The sequence below is a fragment of the Streptomyces sp. So13.3 genome (genome assembly GCF_005860785.2).
GTDB classification, from domain to species: Bacteria; Actinomycetota; Actinomycetes; order Streptomycetales; family Streptomycetaceae; genus Actinacidiphila; species Actinacidiphila fildesensis.
In genome coordinates this window covers 1,831,816-1,851,440 of the sequence record NZ_CP048835.1, presented here as the reverse complement: position 1 = coordinate 1,851,440, position 19,625 = coordinate 1,831,816, and the positions used below count along the sequence as shown (strand labels likewise).

General features: G+C 72.4%; 19 protein-coding genes. 7 read left to right on the top strand and 12 right to left on the bottom strand.

What is annotated here, in order from left to right:
- Positions 1–73: 73 nt before the first annotated feature.
- The 5 genes from C8250_RS08500 to C8250_RS08480 all read right to left on the bottom strand — a co-directional run bounded on the left by C8250_RS08500 (position 74) and on the right by C8250_RS08480 (position 3,646).
- Entirely contained in the window at positions 74–730 is a 657-nt protein-coding gene (locus tag C8250_RS08500) for a peptidylprolyl isomerase (RefSeq protein ID WP_138353964.1), read from the bottom strand.
- Between the two features lie 191 nt (positions 731–921).
- Positions 922–1,329, bottom strand: coding sequence for a PTS fructose transporter subunit IIA (locus C8250_RS08495; protein WP_138353963.1), 408 nt, complete (start codon positions 1,327–1,329; stop codon positions 922–924).
- Positions 1,326–1,964 (bottom strand): dihydroxyacetone kinase subunit DhaL, encoded by a 639-nt coding sequence (dhaL, locus tag C8250_RS08490; protein WP_187145262.1) that lies wholly within the window; start codon positions 1,962–1,964, stop codon positions 1,326–1,328. The genes C8250_RS08495 and dhaL overlap by 4 nt, the downstream gene beginning before the upstream one ends.
- Positions 1,965–2,138: 174 nt before the next feature.
- Positions 2,139–3,131 (bottom strand): dihydroxyacetone kinase subunit DhaK, encoded by a 993-nt coding sequence (gene dhaK, locus C8250_RS08485; protein WP_138353961.1) that lies wholly within the window; start codon positions 3,129–3,131, stop codon positions 2,139–2,141.
- A 122-nt stretch (positions 3,132–3,253) separates the two neighbouring features.
- Positions 3,254–3,646: a hypothetical protein gene (locus tag C8250_RS08480; protein ID WP_138353960.1), complete on the bottom strand. Its 393-nt coding sequence runs from the start codon at positions 3,644–3,646 to the stop codon at positions 3,254–3,256.
- Between the two features lie 515 nt (positions 3,647–4,161).
- On the opposite strand from C8250_RS08480, the gene C8250_RS08475 reads away from it, so the two are divergent.
- The 6 genes from C8250_RS08475 (at position 4,162) to C8250_RS08450 (ending at position 12,011) form a co-directional block, all read left to right on the top strand.
- A complete protein-coding gene (locus C8250_RS08475) occupies positions 4,162–4,812 on the top strand; it encodes a TetR/AcrR family transcriptional regulator (RefSeq protein WP_138353959.1) in 651 nt (216 codons plus the stop codon).
- Positions 4,813–4,919: 107 nt separating this feature from the next.
- On the top strand, positions 4,920–6,110 hold the full coding sequence (locus tag C8250_RS08470) for an acyl-CoA dehydrogenase family protein (RefSeq protein WP_138353958.1): 1,191 nt from the start codon (positions 4,920–4,922) through the stop codon (positions 6,108–6,110).
- A gap of 39 nt (positions 6,111–6,149) precedes the next feature.
- On the top strand, positions 6,150–7,016 hold the full coding sequence (locus tag C8250_RS08465) for an oxygenase MpaB family protein (RefSeq protein ID WP_138353957.1): 867 nt from the start codon (positions 6,150–6,152) through the stop codon (positions 7,014–7,016).
- 78 nt (positions 7,017–7,094) lie between these two features.
- Positions 7,095–9,272, top strand: a complete 2,178-nt coding sequence (locus C8250_RS08460) for a serine/threonine-protein kinase (RefSeq protein WP_244809027.1) — start codon at positions 7,095–7,097, stop codon at positions 9,270–9,272.
- A 72-nt stretch (positions 9,273–9,344) separates the two neighbouring features.
- Positions 9,345–10,448, top strand: coding sequence for a nitronate monooxygenase family protein (locus C8250_RS08455; protein WP_138353956.1), 1,104 nt, complete (start codon positions 9,345–9,347; stop codon positions 10,446–10,448).
- Positions 10,449–10,457: 9 nt separating this feature from the next.
- Complete coding sequence (locus C8250_RS08450; protein ID WP_138353955.1) at positions 10,458–12,011, top strand: acyl-CoA synthetase; 1,554 nt, start codon at positions 10,458–10,460, stop codon at positions 12,009–12,011.
- Positions 12,012–12,065: 54 nt separating this feature from the next.
- On the opposite strand, the gene C8250_RS08445 is transcribed toward C8250_RS08450, so the two are convergent.
- Together C8250_RS08445 and cpt are read right to left on the bottom strand one after the other, a co-directional pair.
- Positions 12,066–14,030, bottom strand: a complete 1,965-nt coding sequence (locus C8250_RS08445; protein ID WP_138353954.1) for a hypothetical protein — start codon at positions 14,028–14,030, stop codon at positions 12,066–12,068.
- Positions 14,031–14,114: 84 nt separating this feature from the next.
- Positions 14,115–14,648, bottom strand: a complete 534-nt coding sequence (gene cpt / locus C8250_RS08440; protein WP_187144785.1) for a chloramphenicol phosphotransferase CPT — start codon at positions 14,646–14,648, stop codon at positions 14,115–14,117.
- 77 nt (positions 14,649–14,725) lie between these two features.
- On the opposite strand from cpt, the gene C8250_RS08435 reads away from it, so the two are divergent.
- A complete protein-coding gene (locus tag C8250_RS08435) occupies positions 14,726–15,583 on the top strand; it encodes an endonuclease/exonuclease/phosphatase family protein (RefSeq protein WP_138353953.1) in 858 nt (285 codons plus the stop codon).
- On the opposite strand, the gene C8250_RS08430 is transcribed toward C8250_RS08435, so the two are convergent.
- From C8250_RS08430 to C8250_RS08410, 5 genes are all read right to left on the bottom strand, one after another.
- A complete protein-coding gene (locus C8250_RS08430) occupies positions 15,560–16,072 on the bottom strand; it encodes a carboxymuconolactone decarboxylase family protein (RefSeq protein WP_244809026.1) in 513 nt (170 codons plus the stop codon). The two genes, C8250_RS08435 and C8250_RS08430, sit on opposite strands and share 24 nt — an antisense overlap.
- A complete protein-coding gene (locus C8250_RS08425) occupies positions 16,069–16,680 on the bottom strand; it encodes a DUF4865 family protein (RefSeq protein WP_138353952.1) in 612 nt (203 codons plus the stop codon). Before C8250_RS08425 ends, C8250_RS08430 begins: the two co-directional genes overlap by 4 nt.
- A 30-nt stretch (positions 16,681–16,710) precedes the next feature.
- On the bottom strand, positions 16,711–17,286 hold the full coding sequence (locus C8250_RS08420; RefSeq protein WP_138353951.1) for a TetR/AcrR family transcriptional regulator: 576 nt from the start codon (positions 17,284–17,286) through the stop codon (positions 16,711–16,713).
- 87 nt (positions 17,287–17,373) lie between these two features.
- The gene (locus tag C8250_RS08415) at positions 17,374–17,718 is read right to left on the bottom strand and encodes an antibiotic biosynthesis monooxygenase (RefSeq protein ID WP_138353950.1); all 345 of its coding nucleotides are present in this window, start codon (positions 17,716–17,718) and stop codon (positions 17,374–17,376) included.
- A 92-nt stretch (positions 17,719–17,810) separates the two neighbouring features.
- The gene (locus C8250_RS08410) at positions 17,811–19,445 is read right to left on the bottom strand and encodes an acyl-CoA synthetase (protein WP_138353949.1); all 1,635 of its coding nucleotides are present in this window, start codon (positions 19,443–19,445) and stop codon (positions 17,811–17,813) included.
- Between the last annotated feature and the right edge of the window lie 180 nt (positions 19,446–19,625).

Genomic DNA, 19,625 nt, shown 5'->3' with positions numbered 1-19,625 from the left:
GATGGCTGCGGGAGATGGTGGCGGACAGCTCGGGCGTGGTGCCGGCCCCGGAGTGCCGGGGCCGGTCCCGCCGTCACCTGGTGCTGATCTGCACCTTCCGGATGTCCACGGGAAGGGCCGGGTAGCCGTCGCCGGGGCCGTTCTGGTCGTCCTCGCCGGCCGCGGCGATCTTCTGCAGGACGTCGAGCCCCGCGGTGACCTTGCCGAACGGGGTGTAGGCGGGGGAGAGCTTGGTGTCCTTCCAGACGAAGAAGAACTGGCTGCCGTTGGTGTTCGGACCGGCGTTGGCCATCGCCAGCGTCCCGGCCGGGTAGGTGGCGCCCGTCAGGTTCTCGTCGGGGAAGGAGTACCCCGGCCCGCCGCTGCCGGTGCCCGTCGGGTCACCGCACTGCAGCACGTACAGCCGCTGGGTGGTGAGGCGGTGACAGTGCGAACGGTTGAAGTAGTCGCGCTCGGCCAGGAACCGGAACGAGTACGTGGTGCACGGGGCCTTGTCCGTCAGCATCTTGACGGTGATGGAGCCCTGACTGGTCTTCAGCGTCGCGCTGTACGGTCTCGCGGCCTTCCGTGCGTCGAAGACCGGTATCCCCTTGAAGTTGTCGGCGGGGACGGCCGCGGTGTACGCGCAGGGGGCGGGCGCCGGTGGCGGATCGTCGGCGGCCGCGGCCGTCGTCAGGCTCAGCGGGAGAACGGCGGCGGCGGTGAGCAAAGCCCATTGCTTGCGCTTCATACGAGGACCCTCCGGATCGGAACCTGACACGGCCGCACCATGCCTGCCCGATCTGGTGGGGGCTAAGCGCCGCATGGGCCCGGTGGGACGTGATGGCCGAAACCGGTGCGTCCCCGCGCGGGTTCCGTACCCCCCGCACCGGTGCGGGGGGCGGGCCGCCCGCTCGCGCGGGAGGCCCGCCGGGCGGCCGGTCACACCTTGCGGTACGTGTACGCCTCCTCGGCCGCGGCGACGACCGCCGCCAGGTCCGCCCCGGCGGACGCGGTGACCACCGCGGCGACCGCGCCCTCGACGAAGGGCGCGTCGACGAGCCGGGTGTCCGGGGGAAGTTCGTCCTCCTCGGCCAGCATCGCCTTGACGGTGAGCACGGCGCTGCCCAGATCGACCAGGACCGCCACCCCGGCGCCCTGGTCCACGGAGTGCGCCGCCGCCGCGATCAGGTCCGAGCTGGTGCCCAGCTCACCGTCGGGAGTGCCGCCCGCCGGTGCGACGCGCGCGACGGCGCCGCCGCCGGCCAGCCCCGTCGCGAGCAGGCCGACCGCTTCGGCGACCGCCGCGCTGTGCGACACCAGGACGATGCCGACCAGGCCGTCGCTCATGCGACCGCCTCCGCCGCGGTGTCCGCGAGCGCGGCGACCAGCAGCGCGGCCGAGGTCGCGCCGGGGTCCTGGTGTCCGATGCTGCGCGGGCCGAGATAGCTCGCGCGACCCTTGCGGGCCTGCAGCGGCACGGTCGCCGCCGCGCCCTCGTCCGCGGCGATCCGGGCGGCGGCGAGGCCGTCCGCGAGCCCGGCGCCCGCGTCGAGCGCGAAGGACAGCGCCTCGACCGCCGGGACGAGCGCGTCGAGCATCGTCTTGTCGCCAGGTACGGCCCCGCCGAGCTTCCCGACCGCCTCGACCCCGGTGCGCAGGGCGTCGCGGAACTCCTCGGGGGTGGCCGGGGTGCCGTCGCCCAGCGCCTTGCCCGCCCTGCGCAGCAGCGTGCCGTACAGCGGGCCCGCAGCCCCGCCCACGGTGCTGATGAGCTGCGAGCCCACGAGGGTGAGCACCCCGCCCGGGGTCTGCGGCGGCTCCAGCTCCACCGCCGCGTGCGCCGCGGTGAAACCGCGCCGCATGTTGCTGCCGTGGTCGGCGTCGCCGATGGGGGAGTCGAGTTCGGTCAGCCGGTCCGCCTCGCGGTCGACGACCGCGGCCGCCGTCGCCAGCCAGCGGCGCAGGAAGTCGGCGTCGATCACCGGGCCGGGAGCCGTGGATGCGTTCATGCGGTCCTCTCTACGGGGCGTGTCCATGGAGTCGCGGGTGGCAGGGCCTGGGTCACGGCCGCGATCAGCAGCACCAGCACAAAGGCTGGTTCGCGGCCGCGCCCCAGGTGTATTGACCCGCAGGGTGGTTTGCGCGGGTCAATACACCTAGCAGCCCCAGCGCAGGCCCGGCGTCGAGACCGGGGCGTCCCACAGCCGCAGCAGCTCCTCGTCCACCTGGCACAGGGTCACCGAGCAGCCGGCCATGTCGAGGGACGTCACGTAGTTGCCGACCAGGGTGCGGGCGACCGGTACCTTGCGTTCGGCCAGCGCCCGGTGCACCTCCGCGTTGAAGCCGTACAGCTCCAGCAGCGGGGTGCCGCCCATCCCGTTGACGAGGGCGATCACCGGCGCGTCGGGCCGCAGGTCCTCGACCACCGCGTCGACGACGACATCGGCGATCTCGCCCGACGTCATCATCCCGCGCCGCTCGCGGCCGGGCTCGCCGTGGATGCCGACGCCCAGCTCCAGCTCACCGGCGGGCAGATCGAAGGTGGGGCTGCCCTTGGCGGGGGTCGTGCACGCGCTGAGCGCCACGCCGAAGCTGCGCGAGGACTCGTTGACCCGCCGGGCGAGCGCCTCGACCCGCTCCAGCGGTGCGCCCTCCTCGGCCAGGGCGCCGGCGAGCTTCTCGACGAAGAGCGTCGCGCCGGTACCGCGCCGGCCGGCCGTGTACAGGCTGTCGAGGACGGCGACATCGTCATTGACCAGGACCTTGGCGATCTGTACGCCCTCGTCCTCGGCGAGCTCGGCCGCCATGTCGAAGTTCAGCACGTCGCCCGTGTAGTTCTTGACGATGAACAGCACGCCCGCGCCGCTGTCCACGGCGGCCGCAGCGCGGACCATCTGGTCCGGCACGGGCGAGGTGAACACCTCGCCGGGGCAGGCGGCGTCGAGCATGCCCCGTCCGACGAACCCGCCGTGCAGTGGTTCGTGCCCGGAGCCGCCTCCCGAGACCAGACCGACCTTGCCCGCGACGGGCGCGTTCCGGCGGACGATCAGCCGGTGCTCGACGTCGACGATCAGTTCCGGGTGGGCGGCCGCCATGCCGCGCAGGGCGTCGGCGACCACGCTTTCGGCCACGTTGATGAGCATTTTCATGAGGTGCGGCCCTCCGCTTCAACAGCTGTCGTTGCGTCCACTGTGCACGCTGGCAGCCTACGTACCGGGCCTGGCGAAGGCACCCCGGCGGCGGGCCCGGCGCGGCGCCCGCCCCGTACGACCTATGGCGGAGAGGGCTCCGCCCGCAGGCGCAGCGACCGCGCGACGATGCTGTCCGACGTCACGAGGGCCTGCTCCGCCTCCACGCGCGTGAGGAAGACACCGGGCGGGATGACGGGCGGCATCGGCAGCTTGTCGGGGGTGAAGGTCACGCAGAAGACGCCTTCGACGCAGCCGCTGAGCCGGGTGAGGTACAGCAGGACGTTCCCACCGAGATCGAGCCGGTCCGCGCTCAGGGCGAGCCGGCCGGGACTGTCGTGGGTGGACAGCCGGTAGTCGGTGAGTGACGCCGACGCCATGCTGACGACCATGACCTTCAGCGGGCCCCCGGCGGTGGGCACGGTGGTCACCGAGGAGAGCACGAAGCCGTTCGGGGTGAAGCGGCTCGTCGTCACCGTCGGCGGCACGGACCGGTGCGGCGCCGGCGCCGGCGCCGGCGAGGATCACCAGCAGGACGGCCGGCAGCGCGACGGCGAGCGCCCGGCCGCCGGTACTGCCCGTAGCACCGCCTGTCGCGCCGGGCACGGATCCGGATCCGGGGTCCGGGTCCGCCCCTTCCGCCGGCCCTCCGCCGGCGGTGCCGGGCACCACGGGCTCGTCCAGGGTCCAGCCGAAACCCATCGCGCTCCCGGCGATCCCGAGCAGCATGCCGACCAGGAAACCGCCGAGGTTCGTGGCGGCGAACGAGAGCACCGACAGGATCAGCGCGTTGACGCTGACGTACTGGCGGGTGCAGCGGATCCCACCGGCGGCGGATGCCCGGCCGGTGCGGCGGTGCGGGTGATCAGGAGGTGCGGGTGATCAGGCGTGCGGGGACGTGCCGCGACAGGACCCGGCGGAGGGCGGTGACGCCCGGCGGCCTTCTGGCATACTGCGGAAATCCTGTGGCAGTTGGAGAGTAGGCCCGATTTTGAATAATAGTCAACAGCGTGGAACGGACGTTCCACGAGGACCGCGCGGCACCGACCGGTCCCTGGCGCGGCGAGCCGAACTCATAGCCACCGGACGGAAGTTGTTCGCCAACACCTCGTACGACGCCCTGTCCATGGACGACATCGCCCGGCACGCGGGCGTCGCCAAAGGGCTGATCTACTACTACTTCAAGAACAAGCGCGGCTACTACCTCGCCATCGTGCGCGAGTCGGTCGAGGAGCTCGTGGTGCGTGCCTCCAGCACCGCCGACCTACCGCGCGCCGAACGCGTGCACCGCACCGTCGACGGCTATCTCCGCTACGCCCAGCACAACCAGGCCGCCTACCGCACGATCGTGAGCGGCGGTGTCGGCTTCGACGCCGAGGTGCACGCGGTCCGCGACGCGGTGCGCGAGGAACTGCTCGCGGCGATCGCCGAAGGCGCGTACGGGCACCGGGAGCTCCCGGTGGTCGCGCGCACCGCGCTGGTCGGATGGCTGTCGTGCGTCGAGGGCGTGACCTTGGACTGGCTCGGCCACCAGGGGCTGGAGCGGGACGTGGTGCGGTCCCTGCTGGTGCGCATGCTGCGGGACACCCTGCTGGCGATCCAGGACTTCGAGCCGTCCTGCCCCGCGCCGGTCGCCGAGTGACGGGGCAACCCACCGCCCGGTGTTAGCCCTTCCGAATTACTGGAACGCGTTCTAGTCTGTGCGCCGTCGCCGCAGGGACCGGGGACCCGGAGACCTTAGGAGGGGCCGTGCACCTGGACTACACACCCGAGCAGCAGCAACTGCGCGTGGAGCTGCGTTCGTACTTCGCCGGACTGGTGCCGGACAACGTCTACGCCCGCTACGCCGATCCCGCGGCGCAGAAGAAGTTCTACCGGGACACCGTCCGCCGGCTCGGCGCCGACGGCTGGCTGGGCATCGGCTGGCCCGCGGAGTTCGGCGGCCGGGGGCTGTCGCCGATGGAGCAGTTCATCTTCTTCGACGAGGCGGCGCAGGCGGGTGTGCCGCTGCCGCTGATGGCGCTGAACACCGTCGGTCCGACGATCATGCAGTTCGGCACCGAGGAGCAGAAGGCGTACTTCCTGCCGAAGATCCTCGCCGGGGAACTGGACTTCGCGATCGGCTACTCCGAGCCGGACGCGGGCACCGACCTCGCCGCGCTCAAGACCCGCGCGGTGCGCGAGGGCGACGAGGAGTCCGGCACCTACACCGTCAACGGCCAGAAGATCTGGACCACCAACGGCGACACCGCCGACTGGGTCTGGCTGGCTGTGCGCACCGACCCGGATGCCCCGCCGCACAAGGGCATCACGATGCTGCTGGTGCCCACCTCCGACCCCGGCTACTCGTGCACGATCATCAACACCCTCGCCTCGCACGACACCACCGCCAGCTACTACGAGAACATCCGGGTCCCGGCCGGCCGCCGGGTCGGCGCGGAGAACAAGGGCTGGCGGCTGATCACCAACCAGCTCAACCACGAGCGCGTCACCCTCGCCGCCCACGGCACCATGGCGATCCGCGCCCTGCACGACGTGCAGCGCTGGGCCGCCGACACCAAGCTCGCCGACGGCAGCCGGGTCATCGACCTGGGCTGGGTGCGGCGCCGGCTCGCGCTGACGCACACCCGGCTCGACGCGATGAAGCTCCTCAACTGGCAGATGGTGGACGCCCTCCAGCAGGGAACGCTCACCCCGCAGGACGCCTCCGCGGTCAAGGTCTACGGTTCCGAGGCCCGCCGGGACGCCTACGCCTGGCTGATGGAGATCACCGCGGCCGCGGGCCCGATGAAGGAGGGCTCCGCGGGCGCCGTCCTCCACGGCGAGCTGGAGCGCGGCTACCGCAGCGCGGTCATCTTCACCTTCGGCGGCGGCAACAACGAGATCCAGCGGGAGATCATCTCGTGGATCGGCCTGGGTATGCCGCGCGTCCGCCGTTAGCGTGGAGGTGGGGGCACACGGGCGGCGATGGAGGCGGCGATGCGCGACGCGGACCCCGGGCTCTTCGGACCCCGGTCGGTCACCTGGCAGCTGCACGGCGATCCGATCATGTGGGTCGCGGGGGTGCGCGCCCTGTATCTGCAGGCCCTGCACCCCCGCGCCGTGCAGGGCGTCATGCAGAACTCCAACTTCCGGAAGGACGCCTGGGGGCGCCTGCTGCGGACCGCCGACTTCGTCGGCACGATCACCTACGGCACCTCCCTCCAGGCCGAGCGGGCCGGGGCCAGGGTGCGCGGCATACACCGCCGGCTCGGCGCGATCGATCCGCGCACCGGTGAGCGGTTCGGCGTGGACGACCCGGAACTGCTGCTGTGGGTGCACTGCGCCGAGATCGACTCCTATCTGGCGGCCGCCCGCCGGTCCGGGCTGCCGCTCACCGGCGGCCAGGCCGACGCCTACGTCGACGAGCAGCGCACCGCCGCCCGGCTGGTCGGCCTGGACCCCGGCACGGTGCCCGACAGCACCCTGGCGCTCGCCGACTACTTCGAGAACGTCCGGCCGGAGCTGGCCGCCACCGAGGACTCGGACGCGGTCTACGCGTTCCTGCAGGCGCCGCCGGTGCCCTGGCCCCTGGTGCCGGCCAGGGCCCTGCTGTGGGCCCGGGTCGCGGACCTGGCCTACGCGGCGCTGCCGCCCTTCGCCCAGCAGCTGTACGGCCGCCCGGCGCCCTCCGCCGCCGCCACCGGGCTGCGGCTGCGGCTGGCCGGCCGGGCGCTGCGCACCGTCCCCGCCCAGCTGCGCTGGCAGCTGCCGCCGGGACATATCCTCAAGGCGGTGGGGCGGCTCGGGCCCGGAAGCCATCCGTCCGTGTACAAGCTGCGCGAAGGGGCGCGTTCCCTGCCGTAATGCGACGTGCCTCCCGGCGGTGCCTGCGGCCATACTGGACGCCGGGGGAGTTACGCGGAACGACGGGGGCGGCGGCGGATGATGGCGGCTGTACACGATGGCAGTGGCACGCTGATTCAGAGCCGGTACCGGCTGAACGAGCTGATCGGCCGGGGCGGGATGGGCGAGGTCTGGCTGGCCCTGGACGAGTCGCTCGGGCGGCGGGTCGCGGTCAAGTGCCTCAAGCCGCTGAGCCCGGCCGCGGACGCCGGGTTCACCCGGATCCTGCAGGAGCGGTTCCGGCGCGAGGCCCGGGTGGCGGCCTCGCTGCAGCACCGCGGCGTGACCGTGGTGCACGACTTCGGCGAGCACGACGGCGTGCTGTTCCTGGTGATGGAACTGCTCGACGGACGCAATCTGCTCCAGGTGCTGGACGACGCCCGGCGCCAGCCGCTGCCGGTCCCGGACCTCATGGACATCGCGGAACAGGTCGCGTCGGCGCTGGCATACACCCACGCGCAGGGCATCGTGCACCGGGATCTGAAACCGGCCAACATCATCCGGCTGAGCGACGGCGCCGTGAAGATCTGCGACTTCGGCATCGCCCGGCTCGGCCACGACATCGGCTTCACCTCCCGCCTCACCGGCACCGGCATCGCCATGGGGACCCCGCACTACATGTCGCCGGAACAGATCGGCGCGTCCGAGGTCGACCAGCGCAGCGACCTGTACTCGTTCGGCTGTGTGCTGTACGAGCTCGCCACCGGGGCGCCGCCGTTCGACATGGACGACGCCTGGGCGGTGCTGGTCGCCCACCGCGACGCCGTGCCCGAGCCGCTGTGCGCCGGCCGGCCCGACCTGCCGCAGGAGCTGGAGCGGCTCATCCTGGACCTGCTCGCCAAGGCCCCGGACGACCGGCCGCAGAACGCGGCGGACGTCGGCGGCCGGCTGAAGGCGATGCGCGGCGCGGCGGAGCGCCCGGTGGTCCCGGCGGCCCCGCTGCCGTCCTGGGCGCGCGACCTGGCCTCGGACTCCGGCGCCCGCGCCACCCGGGCGTTCCACGCCGCCGCGCCGCCGCGGCACGAACTCACCGGCGCCTGGTCCACCCGCACCGCCTCGGGCGCCGTCGCGCCCGCGCCGGAGCAGCTCGCGACGCTGGCCGCCCGGCACACCGAAGGAATCGACCTGGAGCGGCTGGGCCGCTGGCAGGAGGCGTACGACCTGCACACCGCGGTCGCCGCGGAACGCGACCGGGCGCTGGGCACCGAGCACCCGGACACCCTGACCAGCCGCCACGAGGCGGCGTCCTGTCTGGCCCGGCTGGGCAGGACCGAGGACGCGATGCGGCTCTACGACTACGTCGGCGGGGTGCGGCAGCGGGTCCTCGGCCCCGACCATCCCGACACTCTCGCCGCCCGGCACGAGGCGGCGTACGCGCTCGGCCGGCTCGGTCTGCACCTGGAGGCCCACCAGGGCTACTCCGCGGTGCTCGCCGCCCGCGAGCGCACCCTGGGCGCCGAGCACCCCGACACCCTGCGCTGCCGGCACAACCTGGCCTTCAACCTGGGCCGGCTGGGACGGCTCGACGAGGCGTACGCCATGGCCGTCGAACTCGCCGCGGTCCGGGCCGGGGTGCTGGGCCCCGACCACCCCGAGACGCTGGTCACCCGCTACGAGGTGGGCTACGTGCTGGGCCAGCTCGGCCGCTGGGCCGAGGCGCTGGAGGTGTACGGGGAGGTGGCCGCCGCCCATGAGCGCACCCAGGGTGCCGGCCATCAGGACACCCTGGCCGCCCGCTACGAGATGGGGATATGCCTGGGCCGGCTGGGGCGCAGCGCCGAGGCGCTGGAGCTCTACCGCGACCTGGTCGCGGCCCGCACCCGTACCGCGGGCCCGTCCGACGCCGAGACGCTGCGCGCCCGGCACGCCCTGGGCGTCAACCTCGGCCGGCTCGGCCGCTGGGACCAGGCGCTGGCCGAGGCGGGGACCGTCGCGGAGATCCGTGAGCAGGCGCTGGGCGCGGACCATCCCGACACCCTGGTCAGCAAGCGCGAGGTCGCGGTGGGGCTCGGCTGGCTGGGCCGGTGGGAGACCGCGCTGGACGTGTACCGCGAGGTCGCCGACGCCCGGACCCGGGTGCTCGGCCCGGCCCACCCCGACACCCTCACCAGCCGCAACGACGAGGCGCACTGCCTGGAACAGCTCGGCCGCTCGGCGGAGGCGCTCGCGCTCTACCGCAAGGTCGCGGCGCAACAGGGGGGCCCGCAGAGGCTGTGAGTTTCCCAAATATCTGACGTTGCGTCAGATAATCTCTTCCGTCTCCGCGCCCGCTGCGGCATCCTGCCCACCATGGAGACGGAGCTGAGCAAACGGCTGGGTATCGAGCACGCCATCTTCGGCTTCACGCCGTTCCCCGCGGTGGCCGCGGCCATCAGCCGCGCCGGGGGAATGGGCGTGCTCGGTGCGGTGCGCTATTCGGACGCGGACGAACTCGCCCGCAGCCTGGACTGGATGGAGGAGAACACCGGCGGCCGGCCCTACGGCCTCGACGTCGTGATGCCCGCCAAGAAGGTCGAAGGCGTCAGCGAGGCCGACATCGAGGCCATGATCCCCGAAGGGCACCGCGAGTACGTCCGCCAGGTGCTCGCCAAGCACGGCGTACCGGAGCTGGGACCGGACGACGTGTCGGGCTGGCGGATCACCGGCTGGATGGAACAGGTCGCCCGCAACCAGCTCGACGTGGCCTTCGACTACCCGATCAAACTGCTCGCCAACGCGCTGGGCTCGCCGCCCGCCGACGTCATCGCCCGCGCCCATGAGCACGACGTCCTCGTCGCCGCCCTCGCCGGCAGCGCCCGCCACGCCGGGCACCACAAGGACGCCGGCATCGACATCGTCGTCGCGCAGGGCTACGAGGCCGGCGGCCACACCGGCGAGATCGCCAGCATGGTGCTGGTCCCCGAGGTCGTCAGCGCCGTCGAGGGCATCCCCGTGCTGGCCGCGGGCGGCATCGGCACCGGTGAACAGGTCGCCGCCGGACTGGCCCTGGGCGCCCAGGGCGTCTGGCTCGGCTCGGTGTGGCTCACCACCACCGAGGCGGAACTCCCCTCGCAGGTGCTCATCGACAAGCTGCTCGCGGCGGGCTCCGGCGACACCGTCCGGTCCCGGGCCCTCACCGGCAAGCCGGCCCGTCAGCTGCGCACCGAATGGACCGACGCCTGGGAGGACCCGGCCGGTCCCGGCACCCTGCCGATGCCGCTGCAGGGCCTGCTGGTCGCCGACGCGGTCTCCCGGATCCAGAAGTACGAGACCGAGCCGCTGCTCGGGACCCCGGTGGGCCAGATCGTCGGCCAGATGAACTCCGAACGCAGCGTCCAGGCGGTCTTCGACGATCTCACCCGCGGTTTCGAACGGGCCGTCGACCGTATCAACCGCATCGCCGGCCGAGCCTGAGGAGGCACCATGACGTCCACCGCACCCAACGGCTTCTGGGCACAGGCCGCCCAGGACCCCGACCAGCTGGTGCTGGTCGCCCCGGACGGCGACGAATGGAACGCCGGCCGGCTCAGCGCCGCCTGCAACCAGCTCGTCCACGGACTGCGCGAGGCCGGGCTCGAACCCGGTGACGCCTTCGCGGTCGTGCTGCCCAACAGCGTCGAGTTCTTCACCGCCTATCTCGCCGCGTTCCAGGCCGGCTTCTACCTGGTGCCGGTCAACCACCACTTCGTGGCACCCGAGATCGCCTGGATCCTGTCCGACTCCGGCGCCAAGGTCCTCATCGCCCACGAGCGGTTCGCGGCCGACGCGCAGGCCGCCGCCGACGAGGCGGAGTTCCCGGTGGACCGGCGGTTCTCGGTCGGCGAGGTGCCGGGCTTCCGGCCGTACGCCGAACTGACCGACGGACAGCCGGTCGGCGCGCCCGCGGACCGCACCAGCGGCTGGGTCATGAACTACACCTCGGGCACCACCGGGCGCCCCCGCGGCATCCGCCGCCCGCTGTCCGGGAAGCTGCCCGAGGAGACCTACCTCGGCGGGTTCCTCGGCATCTTCGGCATCAAGCCGTTCGACGACAACGTCCATCTCGTCTGCTCGCCGCTCTACCACACCGCGGTGCTCCAGTTCGCGGGCGCGGCACTGCACATCGGGCACCCCGTCGTCCTCATGGACAAGTGGTCGCCGGAGGAGATGCTCCGCGTCATCGACCGCTACCGCTGCACCCACACGCATATGGTGCCCACCCAGTTCCACCGCCTGCTGGCCCTCCCGGAGCAGGTCAAGGAGCGCTACGACGTCTCCTCCATGCGGCACGCCATCCACGGCGCCGCGCCCTGCCCCGAGCACGTCAAGCGCGCCATGCTCGACTGGTGGGGGCCCTGTGTCGAGGAGTACTACGCCGCCAGCGAGGGCGGCGGCACCTTCGCGCCCGCCGCCGACTGGCTCAAGCGGCCCGGCACGGTCGGCAAGGCCTGGCCGATCAGCGAGATCGCCATCTATGACGACGACGGCAACCCGCTGCCGGCGGGTGAGGTCGGCACCGTCTACATCAACATGAAGACCGGCGGCTTCAGTTACCACAAGGACGAGGGCAAGACGAAGAAGAACCGCATCGGCGACTTCTTCACCGTCGGCGACCTCGGCTATCTCGACGAGGACGGCTATCTGTATCTGCGCGACCGCAAGATCGACATGATCATCTCCGGTGGCGTCAACATCTACCCCGCCGAGATCGAGGCCGCGCTGCTCACCCACCCCGCCGTCGCCGACGCCGCGGCCTTCGGGATCCCGCACGAGAGCTGGGGCGAGGAGGTCAAGGCCGTCATCGAACCCGCCGCCGGCCACAAGGCGGGGCCCGAGCTGGCCGACCACATCCTGGCCCACTGCGAGAAGCGGCTCGCCGGCTACAAGCGGCCCAGGACCGTCGACTTCATCACCGAGATGCCCCGCGACCCCAACGGCAAGCTCTACAAGCGGCGGCTGCGCGACCCGTACTGGGAGGGCCGCGACCGCGCGCTGTGACCACGACCGCCGGGCGGCCGGCACCCGCCCGTCCTGACCGGCGGGCGGGCCGCGTCAGATCTCCGGCGGCGGGCCCCAGCGGCCCGGGTCCGGGCGGCCGAACGGCAGGCCGGCGCTCTCACAGGCTTGGCGCAACTGGTCGGTGTCCGGCAGGTCGAAGCTCTCCTTGCGGATGACCTGGCCGGTCGGCGACCAGACGAAGAGCGCCTCCTGGCCCTCCTCGTGGGTGTCGACGCCGATGCCGCCGATCGCGGTGCGGGGGTACTCCCACCGGGTACGGCCCGAGCCGCCGCGCGAGGCGAGGCGGATGCCGTCCGGGCCGAGGGCCAGCCCGGGGCGGCGCAGGTCGTACAGGCCGCCGAGCAGCGCTCCTGCGGCCGCGGCCGCAGGCAGGCCCCAGAGGAGCCAGCTCATGTCACCGCTGAGATAGCGCATCTTGAAGCCGACCACCCCCACCACGACGACCATGAGCACGGCGCCCGCGATGTAGTACCACTTGCGGGTGGTCCAGGGCATGTCCAGCACGACGGGCTCGGCGGTCGTTCCGGCGGTCACGGCCGGCCGGTCCTGGACGACGCCCGCCGCCAGGCTCGCGTAGGCCGCCGTCTGATAGGCATCGTGCTCCGGATCGGTGAGCGGATAGCCGAACGCCCGCGCCCGGTCCCGCAGTTCGGTGCGGGAGATGCGGAGCGCGCTGAGCGGCGCGTCCAGCTGCTCGGTCCCGTCCTTGCCGCGCAGCCGCAGCCAGGGGTGACCGTGGCGGGTGTTGATCTCCATCGCGCCGATGTCCGCGCGCTGGACGCGGATCTCCGCGCCGGCGCCCTCCCAGCGCAGATACTCCGCGGTGACGGCCAGTACGGCGTCCGGGGCGATCTGATGGGGGAGGAAGCCCGGCCGCAGGTCGTAGGCGCGGCTGCGCGGCCCGTCCTCGATCACCCGGTAGCCGCGCGACCGCAGCACCGCGAACAGCTCCTCCGCCGGGATCCGGCCGGTGTGCGCGGTGCCCAGCAGCGCCAGGTCATGGCCGTAGATCTGCAGCAGCGCCGCCGGCTCGGCCCCGCCGCCTCCCGTGCCGGGGGCGGACAGCGGCTGCGCGACCAGCCCGGCGATGCGCTCCGCGGCCAGGTCGGTGCTGCCGAAGACCGGATCGAAGGCGGTGATCCGCTCCGGGGTGACGGTCCAGCGCGCGGGCCGGTTCCCGGCCAGCCGGACGAGGTAACCCGCGGCCAGCACCACGACCGTGACCCCGAGGGCGTTGATCAGCGCGACGCGTCCGGGGACCGCCGTCGGGCCGTCGCCGACCGCCGCGACCAGCAGCGCGGTCGCACCGCAGGCCAGCGCCGCCAGCCGGCGTCCGTACTGCCGGGCCCGCAGCCCCGGTTCGGCCCGCGACAGCTCGACCGCGCTCTCCTGGGCCGCCGGCAGCGGTCCCTCCGCCGCGGCGGACAGCAGCGCCGCCTCCCGGCGGGCGAAGACCGTCTCCCAGTGCACCGCCGCGCCTGAGGCGGCGCCCTGCCGGTCCACGATCCGGACCGGGGCGCCGAGCCGCCGGGCCGTCAGATGGAACGGGAACATCGCCAGCGCCATGTCCTCCACGCCCATCGAGCAGAGCCTGCCGACCTTCGTCGCCCCGTATTCGGCCGGCGCCAGGACCTCGAGATCCGGCACCAGGAGCGTCAGCGGCTGCTCGCGGGAGAACGGATGCGTCACCCGCACCCGGCCGCCCCGCAGTTGCTGCAGCCCGCTCGCGCTCAGCCGCCAGAACGTCAGCGGCCGCAGCCGCCGCCACCCGGCCGCGGCACCCCAGACGAGCGCCGCCAGGGCGAACGGCACCACCAGCCGCAGCAGCCGGTCGTCCGCCAGCACATAGGCGATCACACCCGCGAGCACCGCTGTCGACGGCGGCATCCACCAGGGCGCCGGGTCCGCCCGCAGCCGGTTGCTCTCCAGGACGGCGCCGGCCCCCGGCCCGGTGACCGGCCCGGCGGACCGGGGCGACGACGCGTGCGACGGCTGCATAAGTGGCCTTGTCCCGAGACGGCGGTGGGTCCAATATCCTGTCAGACGCCCGGAAGAGCGAGGCCGGTGGATCGTCCCTCGTCGTCAGCCGGTCCGCGCGGCGATGGCGCGGGCGCACACGAGGGACTCCGTGGCGGTGGTGTCCACCTCGAGGTCGTACTCCACCCCTTCGTGCACGAGCAGGGCCTGGGACCGGGCCATGCCCGCGACCCGGTCACCGCGGGCGGCCTCCCGCTCCTCGGCGACCCCGGCCTCGCACCGCACCCCGACCCACAGCACGTGGAGACCCGTCAGTGCCGTGCGCCATCTGGCCTGCGAGCCGGCGCCGCCGAGGAACACCTCGTCGACGACGATCCGGGCACCGGCGCGCGCCATGGCCGCGATGCCCTCGGCCCAGGCCACGTCGAGCAGCCGGAACGCGGCCCCGGTGGTCACGTCGCCGTCCGGGCCGAAGGAGATACCGGAGTCCGAGGCCCGCATCGCGGCGGGCAGCGCATCGACGAGGGTGTCGACACCGAAGCTCAGCCACGGCTCCGGAAGGACGGTTTGCAGACAGCGGGCGATTCCGCTCTTCCCCGCGCTCGATCCGCCGTTGAGAATGATCACTTGGGTGGGCATGCCGCCACCGTAGGCGTCGGGAGAGGAAGCGGCCAGTGGATACTGCGAGCGCCCGGGACGGCGGAACCATCCGCCTGATGACCTGGAATCTATGGTGGCGGTTCGGGCCCTGGGAAGCGCGCAGGGACGCGATCGCGCACGTGCTGCGGGAGGAACGGCCCGATGTCCTGGGGCTGCAGGAGGTGTGGGGGAGCGCGAGCGAGAACTTCGCCGGGTGGCTCGCCAAGGAACTCGGCATGGAATGGGTCTGGTCCCGCTCACCGGTCCAGGACCGGTGGCACCGGCGCAACGGCGGTGACACCTCGGTCGACGTGGGTGTCGCCGTCCTGAGCCGGTACCCGATCCTGGAGACGGCGGAGCGCCGGCTGCCGGCGGCAGGCTTCCCCGACGACGGCAAGACCGTCCTGCACGCTCTGATCGACGCCCCCGGCGGCCCGCTGCCGTTCTTCACCACCCATCTCAACTCCGGCCCGGCGGAGTCCGGCGTGCGCTGCGCGCAGGTGCGGGAGCTGGCGGCGTTCGTGAACGAGCGGACGGGGTGGGGGACGGTGCGGGCGAGCGGGAGCTTCCCACCCGTCGTGTCCGGCGACTTCAACGCGGAGCCCGACTTCGACGAGGTACGGCTGATCGGCGGCTACAAGACCGCACCTGCCGAACCCGGGCTGGTGCTGCTGGACGCCTGGCGCTTCGCCGACCCCTCGCAGCCGCACGGCACCTGGGACATCGCCCACCGGGATTCGGTCAACTTCGGGGATCGCCCGAGCCGTATCGACTACCTCTTCGTCGGACTGCCGGGCCCCGACGGCCGCGGCTGGATCCGCAGCGCCCGCCGCGCGGCCGACGCACCCGTCGACGGGGTGTGGCCCTCCGACCACGCCGCCGTCGTCGCCGAGCTCGCGACCGGCCCTGTTCTAGCCGTCGATCCACTCGGCTGACAGCGCCCGCGCCGGATTGGCAGCAGCGGCGGCCCCCGACGTCCTCGACCTGCTCTGCGGGAAGTTGGAGGTGCCGCCGTCCAGCGTGATCCTCGTGTCCTTCCCGACGGCGTCCTTCCCGAGGGCGGCCGTCACGACGCGCAGTCCCGCCAGCGCCTTCGGCACACCGATGTACGGGGCGAGATGGACCATCACCTCGACGATCTCCCGCGGCTCGATCCCGATGCGCAGGCTGTTGCGCACATGGTCGTCCAGCTGCGGCTCCACACCGCCCAGCGCCGCCAGCGCGGCGAGGTTGGCGATCTGCCGGTCGCGCAGCGCCAGCCCCTCGCGCTGGTAGGTGCCGCCGAACAGGGCCGTCACGATCCAGTCCGGGAATCCGGGGGCGACCGCGTCGAGGCGGGAGAGAGTGGCCTCGATGGTCTCCGGGCCCGCCAGTTCGCCGAGCAACCGGTAGCCGGCCTCGCGGTCGATGCTCGCCTGCTTCACCACTGTCGTCCCGTCTCGATGGTGTTCCGTTCCGGCGCCGACAGGTGCAGCACCTCGTAGCGGTCCCCGGCCGCGGCGGGAGCGGTGTGCTCCCAGAGCGTGAAGTGCAGCAGTTCCCAGTGCCGGGGATCGACGGCGAGCGCGGCCGAGTGCACGCCGGGCGTGCCGGCGTACTCGCGGACGGTGCCGGCGGCGCGGTCGATGACGGCGGCCGGATCCTCGCCGGGAGGGATCGGCACGGCGCGGCGGGCGGCCGCCCGGGGAACCCGGCCCGCCGCGGGCCCGTGCTCGAAGGCCAGCCCCGTCCAGTGCTCGACCTCGGGGCGGCCGAAGTCGTCGATGATTCCCTGGAATCCCGGCCCCCAGAGGAAGCTGTTCATGCCCTGCGGGGTGTTCCACAGATAGAACGGCGCGTACTGGTTGACGGGCGACTCGCCCCCGACCTCCGGCTGGGAGGTGCCCCCCGTGCCGCGCTCGCGGATGAGGTACGCCTTCAGTCCGAGACCGGGGAAGTCGTCGAGCAGATGGCCCCGGGACTCGACCCGACGGCGGATGATCTTCATGTCGTAGTCGGCGGGCAGCGTGATCCGGTACTGCATGGCGTGCATCGGGCTGAACTCCCTACGGCTCGGCGGTGGTCACCGGTCGGCGGTGGTCGAGCGGGCGGCGAGCAGCGCGACCGCACCGCGCACCGCCTGGTGGAACGGCTCCTGCGAGTCCTCGGCGCGGGCGAGCACATAGCCGCCCTGGACGACGGCGGTGATCATGGCGGCGGTGTCCCGCGGATCGAGCGCGGCGTTGAACTCGCCCGCGGCCAGGCCCTCGGCGATGATCTCCGCGAGCCGTCCGCGCAGCCAGGCGAAGGTCTCCTGGACCGGGCGGCGCAGCTCCGGGCTGTCGATCACGTCCGGATCCATGGCCATCCGGCCGACCCGGCAGCCGCGCAGCGCGTCGCGCTCGCGCAGCAGATAGGCCGAGACCCGCTCCAGTGCGGTGCCCCCGCCCGACATCTGGGCGTCGGCCTGGGCCATCAGCTGCTCCGCGCTGCGCCGCATCGCGGTCAGCGCGAGCTCGGGCTTGCCGGAGAAGTGGTGGTACATGCTGCCCTGGCCGGCGCCCGCGTGCTGCTGGATCGCCTTGGGGCTGGTGCCGGTGTAGCCGCGTTCCCAGAGGAGTTCCTGGGTGCTCGCGATCAACCGTTCCGAGGTCTCCATGATCCGAGTGTACATACTAGTAGGTACAGAATCCACGGGGTGAGGCGATGTGCCGTGCGGCCGCACCGCCTCACCCGGTCGGAGGCCCTAGTCGCGCCGGAAGCCGTAGGCACGCTCCACGCGGGCCACTTCGACGCTGTACGAGGCGTACCACCGCTCCCGGCCCAGCCGTTGCACCTCCAGGTGCTCCGGATCGGCCTTCCAGGAGGCTATGGACTCCGCGTCCGAGTAATAGACCACCAGCAGATCGCGGCCGTCGGGACCGCTCTCCGACTCGCGGCCCAGGTATCCGGGCCACTTGGCGGAGAGCGGTCCCATGCGGCGGTTCGCGTCCGCGTACCCCTCCGGGTCCTCGCCGCTCGGCAGTGTCGTGATGATGACGGCGTAGTACGGCGGCTCGGGACGTTGGAACGAGGTGGAATCGGCGGACACGCGCGCACTCCGATCGACGGGGGATCCTGACCGCTGATCGTAAGCGCCGCCACTGACAACGGCCCGGGACGTCCCCTCGGGCGGCCGCCCGACTACCGCCCGGCCTCCGCCGCGTCGGTGGCCACCGAACGGGCCCAGCGGTAGTCGGCCTTGCCGCTGGGGGAGCGCTGGATGCTGTCCATGAGGACGAGGCTGCGCGGGATCTTGTAGCCGGCCAGCCGGGTGCGGCAGTGCGCCTGGATGTCGTCGAGGGTCAGTGGGTCCGCACCGTCGCGCGGCTGGACGACGGCGGCGACGTGATTGCCCCACTTCTCGTCCGGCACCCCGGCGACCAGTGCGTCATAGACGTCGGGGTGCGCCTTGAGCGCCTCCTCGACCTCCTCCGGATAGACCTTCTCGCCACCGGTGTTGATGCACTGCGAACCGCGCCCGAGAACGGTGACGACGCCGTCCTCGTCGACCGTCGCCATGTCCCCGAGCAGCACCCACCGCTCGCCGTCCCGCTGGAAGAACGTCTCCGCGGTCTTCTCGGGGTCGTTGTAGTAGCCGAGCGGTACGTGTCCGCGCAGGGCGATGCGTCCCGGTTCGCCGACCGTGACCGGCTCCAGCGTGGCCAGGTCGACCACCGCGATATGGGAGTTGACCCGCAGCCGGAAGCCGTTGGCGGGGCTGGAGTCGTCGGTGGCCGTTCCGTTGAAGCCGGACTCCGAGGAGCCGAAGTTGTTCAGGATCATGACCGTCGGGACCAGCGCCTGGAACTGGGCGCGGACGGTCTCGGACATGATCGCGCCCGAGCTGGAGATGGTGAACAGCGAGGAGCAGTCGGTGCCGGCCAGCGGTCCGGCGAGGGCGTCCGCCAGCGGCCGGAGCATGGCGTCGCCGACCAGCGAGACGCTGCTGACCTTCTCCTTCTCGATGGTGCGCAGCACCTCGTCCGGCACGTACTTGCGGTGGATGACGACCTTCTGGCCGAAGTTGAAGCCGATGAACGCGGTGAGCGTGGAGGTGCCGTGCATCAGCGGCGGGGTCGGGAAGAAGACCAGCCCCTCGCCGCCCGCGGCGACCCGCTCCGCCAGCTCCTCGGGCCGCTTGACCGGCTCGCCGGTGGGGGCGCCGCCGCCCATGCCGGAGAAGAAGAGGTCCTCCTGGCGCCACATGACGCCCTTGGGCATACCGGTGGTGCCGCCGGTGTAGATGATGAACTGGTCGTCCGCGGAGCGCGGCGGGAAGCCGCGGTCCGGGGATCCGGCCGCCTCGGCGTCGGTGAAGGCCACCGGCGCGATGGCCGGTTCCCGCTCGTCCCCGGCCGGAACGCCCACCCTGACCAGGTGCCGCAGCTTCTCGGTGTGCGGCAGTGCGGCGGCCACCCGGCCGGTGAACTCGGCGTCGAAGACCAGTGCCGTCAGATCCGCGTCCCGGTAGAGGTAGACCAGCTCCTCCTCCACGTACCGGTAGTTGACGTTCACCGGCACGGCACGGGCCTTGACGCAGGCCAGTGCCGTCTGCAGGTACTCGATGCCGTTGTAGAGATGCAGTCCGACGTGGTCGCCGGGAAGGATCCCGCTGCCGATCAGGTGGTGCGCGATCCGGTTCGCGGCCGCGTCGAGCTGGGCGTACGTCAGCCGCCGCTCGGCGCCCGATCCGGGGTGGTCGATGTAGACGAGCGCCTCCCGGTCCGGGACCACGTCCACGACCGACTCGAAGAGGTCGGCAAGGTTGTACTCCACGGCTCCTCCAGCCTTGATGCTGCGAAGGTCTCGGCGGTCATTAGAACCCTCCTGGAGCGAGGTGGGAAGGGTTCCCGGGCGGGAAATCTGACTGGTAGTCAGAAAACTATTGAACTCGACCTGCGCCTACTGCAACCTGTTCTAGGTCCGCGACGGAAGATTGCGACCTTGGAGGCCGGC